Origin of the sequence: Mycobacterium sp., assembly GCF_008709575.1 — a bacterium.
Classification (GTDB): Bacteria; Actinomycetota; Actinomycetes; order Mycobacteriales; family Mycobacteriaceae; genus Mycobacterium.
The window spans coordinates 1-763 of the sequence record NZ_VYIK01000279.1 but is presented as its reverse complement, the minus strand read 5'-3'; the positions used below and the strand labels follow the sequence as shown (position 1 = coordinate 763).

2 protein-coding genes are annotated in these 763 nt (G+C 65.1%); both read left to right on the top strand.

The features are described 5' to 3' along the window. The first annotated feature begins 274 nt into the window (after positions 1–274). Positions 275–520 carry a transposase gene (locus F6Q13_RS18455; protein ID WP_293059630.1) on the top strand — a complete coding sequence of 82 codons (246 nt, stop codon included), beginning with the start codon at positions 275–277 and terminating at the stop codon, positions 518–520. Further along, positions 521–763, top strand: a 243-nt coding sequence (locus F6Q13_RS20380; protein WP_367141371.1) for a transposase, incomplete at its 3' end; no start/stop codon positions are given.

The following is a 763-nucleotide window of genomic DNA, read 5'->3' as shown; positions in this document are numbered from 1 at the left end:
CGGTTCATGGTGGCAGGCAGGGTCGACGACACCGGTGGGGTTGCCGCGACGCGGGGTCGGTGTGGCCACCCGGCGATAGTATCGCCAACGCGCCGGCCGATCTTATTGCGTGTCGCGCAATGGCATGAAACAGGGCTCGCGGTAGCGGATGAATACCACTTCCCCTGCTGCCGGAGCCCCGTGAATGCCTGTCTACCCCGCCGAGTCCACAAAATCCAGTTCCACCGCCGAGGGTTGTCCATGTTGTGACCGAACACCGCGGTATCCATCGGATTTGACCGACGACCAGTGGATGCTGCTGCGCCCAGAAGCCGAGGCGATCATGGCTGAGCTGCGCCACGGCCCGGGCGGGAGACCGATGGTCCACGACCTGCGGGCGATTGTCGATGCCATCGGTTACGTGACCCGATACGGCATCGAATGGCGCGCGTTACCAGCGGATTTCCCACCGTGGCGGGCGGTGTATGCGTTCTTTGAGCGCTGGAACAGAAGGGGGATGCCGCAACGGCTGGTCGACTGACTGCGCGGCCGGCTGCGGGTCGCTTGTGGTCGGGCCGAGCTGCCCACTGCCGGGGTCATCGACTCGCAGTCGGTCAAGGCCGCCGACACCGTCGGTGCTGCTCCTCGAGGTTATGACGCCGGCAAGAAGATCAACGGCCGCAAGCGCCACATCGTGGTCGACACTATGGGATTACTGCTGGTCGTGGTCGTCACCGTAGCGTCGATGCAGGACCGAGACGGCGCGTTTCGGCTGCTGGCCGCG